3 protein-coding genes are annotated in these 2,484 nt (G+C 73.7%); all 3 read right to left on the reverse strand.

Annotation, left to right across the window (positions count from 1 at the left end; translation table 11 throughout):
* Positions 1 to 43: 43 nt before the first annotated feature.
* Entirely contained in the window at positions 44 to 1,291 is a 1,248-nt protein-coding gene (gene paaE, locus M8J73_RS20285; RefSeq protein WP_249828904.1) for a 1,2-phenylacetyl-CoA epoxidase subunit PaaE, read from the reverse strand.
* Positions 1,292 to 1,798, reverse strand: a complete 507-nt coding sequence (gene paaD, locus M8J73_RS20290) for a 1,2-phenylacetyl-CoA epoxidase subunit PaaD (RefSeq protein WP_249828905.1) — start codon at positions 1,796 to 1,798, stop codon at positions 1,292 to 1,294.
* The coding region (gene paaC / locus M8J73_RS20295; protein ID WP_249828906.1) for a 1,2-phenylacetyl-CoA epoxidase subunit PaaC at positions 1,792 to 2,484 on the reverse strand (693 nt) is incomplete at its 5' end. The genes paaD and paaC, both read right to left, overlap by 7 nt.

Genomic DNA, 2,484 nt, shown 5'->3' on the forward strand with positions numbered 1-2,484 from the left:
AAACCACACACACCCGAGCTATTAGGCGCCCGGCCCCCATCCCTCACGTGTCGAAGTCGACCGTCAGCGTCTCCGACACCGGATACGTCTGGCACGTCAGCACGTACCCCGCCGCCACCTCCGCCGGTTCCAGCGCGTAGTTGCGGCGCATGTCCGCCTTGCCGTCGGGGACGAGCGCGCGGCAGGTGCCGCAGACGCCGCCCTTGCAGGCGAAGGGAAGGTCGGGGCGGGTGCGCTGCGCCCCGTCGAGGATCGTGCGGTCGCGGGGCAGCGGCGCGGTGGTGGTGCGGCCGTCGAGCGTGATGGTGACCTCGCTGACGGGGCCCTCGGCGGCGGCCTCCTCGTGGCGTACCTCGCGGACGGGTTCGTCGTCGGCGTAGAAGAGCTCCTGGTGGACTCGGTCGGCGGGGACGCCGAGGCCGGCGAGGACCCGCTGGGCGTCGCGGACCATGCCGTGCGGGCCGCACAGCCACCAGTGGTCGGCGGTGTCGACGTCGACAAGTGAGCCGATGAGCGCCGAGAGGCGCCCGGCGTCCAGGCGGCCCGAGAGCAGTTCCGCCTCGCGCGGCTCGCGGGACAGTACGTGGGCCAGCTGGAAACGGGCCGGGTACAGGTCCTTCAGGTCGGCGAGTTCGTCGGCGAACATCACGGTTCCGGTGCGCCGGTTGCCGTAGAAGAGGGTCACCGTGGAGCGGGGGTCGGCGGCCAGGACCGACTCGGCGATGGAGATCATCGGAGTGATGCCGGAGCCCGCCGCGATCAGCACATGGTGGCCGGGGGTGGCGAGGTCCGGGGTGAAGAAGCCGGTGGGCGGCATGACCTCGACGGTGTCGCCGGGGCGTACGTCGTTCACCAGCCAGGAGGAGAACAGGCCGCCCGGTACGACCCGGACGCCGATGCGCGGCGCCGAACCCGCCGGTGAGCAGATCGAGTAGGAGCGGCGTTCGTCCCGTCCGTCGATCTCGCGCCGCAGCGTCAGCGACTGGCCGGGCGCGAACGCGAACTCCGGGGCCAGCTCGTCCGGGATCTCGAACCCGACCGCGACCGCGTCCTCGCACAACGGCCGTACCTCGGCGACGCGCAGGGCGTGGAAGACGGGTCGGCGTCGGGCACGCGGGCGTACGGCCGACGCGCCGCCGTCGCGGGCGGCCGGACCGGGCACGGCGGAGGCGACCGAACCCGCGGCCCCGACAGCGGCCTCGGCAGCGACCTGGACGGCGGCCTCGCCTGCGGCCTCCGCCACCGGTGCCCCGCGAAGGCCCCCCGTCGGCCCTTCCGTGAAGCCCTTCATTCAGATCTCCTTGACGTGCTCGAACGGCTCGCGGCAGGTGTGGCAGCGCCACAGGGATTTGCAGGAGGTGGCGGCGAAACGGGAGGTCTCCCCTGTGTCCCGGGAGCCGCAGCGCGGGCAGGGGACCGTGCGCCGGGTGGCGGACAGCTGGAGGGGGACCGGGCCGCGGGGGGCGGGTCCCGGCGGGGCGATGCCGTGCTCGGTCAGCTTGCGGCGGCCCGACTCCGTGATCCAGTCGGTGGTCCAGGGCGGGCTGAGGACCGTGCGGATCTCCACCCGCTCGTATCCGGCGGCGCGCAGCCTCGCCGCCACGTCGGCCCGCATCTCGGCCATGGCCGGGCAGCCCGAGTAGGTGGGGGTGAGGCTCGCGATCACCGTGCCGTCGCCGGTCAGCTCCACGTCCCGCAGGACGCCGAGGTCGGCGAGGGTCAGCATCGGCAGCTCGGGGTCGGGCACCTGCCCGGCGATCTGCCGGGCCCGCCGTACGTCGAGGAGGGTGGTCACCATGTCGCCCCCGGGTGGGCGCGGGCCACGCTCTGCAACTCGGCGAGCAGCGGCGCGAGATGCTCGGTGTGCTCGCCGGCGCGGCCGGCACCCGGCAGCGGCCGGTACACCGGCATGGGCAGCCCTGCGGCCTCCGTGACCTGCCGCAGCACGTCGACGACCTCGTCCCGTACGTCGTAGGCGGTGAACAGCTCGCCGACGTACGGGCCGACCTGCTCCACCGCCTTCCGCATCCGCCGGTGCGACTCCTCGGTGCCGTCGCCGAGCCGTACGGACCAGTCGGCGGCGTACTGGCGGTGGTAGGTCAGCTCCTTGACGCCCTTGGCCGCGATCGCCGCGAGGACGGGGTCGGGATGGTCCACCAGCCGTTCGAAGTGCGCGAGGCGCCAGCTGGACAGGACGAGGAGCCGGACGACGGAGAACGCGAAGTCGCCGCCCGGGAGTTCGGCGAGGCGTACGTTGCGGAAGTCGTCGGGGTCCCGGAAGTAGGCGTGGGCGTCCTCGTCGCGGCCCGTGCCGTCGACCTGCCCGGCGCGGGAGTACAGCAGGCGGGCCTGGCCGAGGAGGTCGAGGCCGATGTTGGCGAGCGCGACCTCCTCCTCCAGCTCGGGCGCGCGGGTGGTCCACTCGGCGAGCCGCTGGGCCGAGACCAGGGCGTCGTCGGCCAACGCCACACAGACGCGGGCCAG

This window comes from Streptomyces neyagawaensis, assembly GCF_023516595.1.
Taxonomy (GTDB): Bacteria; Actinomycetota; Actinomycetes; order Streptomycetales; family Streptomycetaceae; genus Streptomyces; species Streptomyces neyagawaensis.

Excerpts from the sequence above, each read along its gene's own strand:
- paaD (WP_249828905.1), bottom strand. The coding sequence starts at position 1,798 with ATGGTGACCACCCTCCTCGACGTACGGCGGGCCCGGCAGATCGCCGGG.
- paaE (WP_249828904.1), bottom strand. The coding sequence starts at position 1,291 with ATGAAGGGCTTCACGGAAGGGCCGACGGGGGGCCTTCGCGGGGCACCG.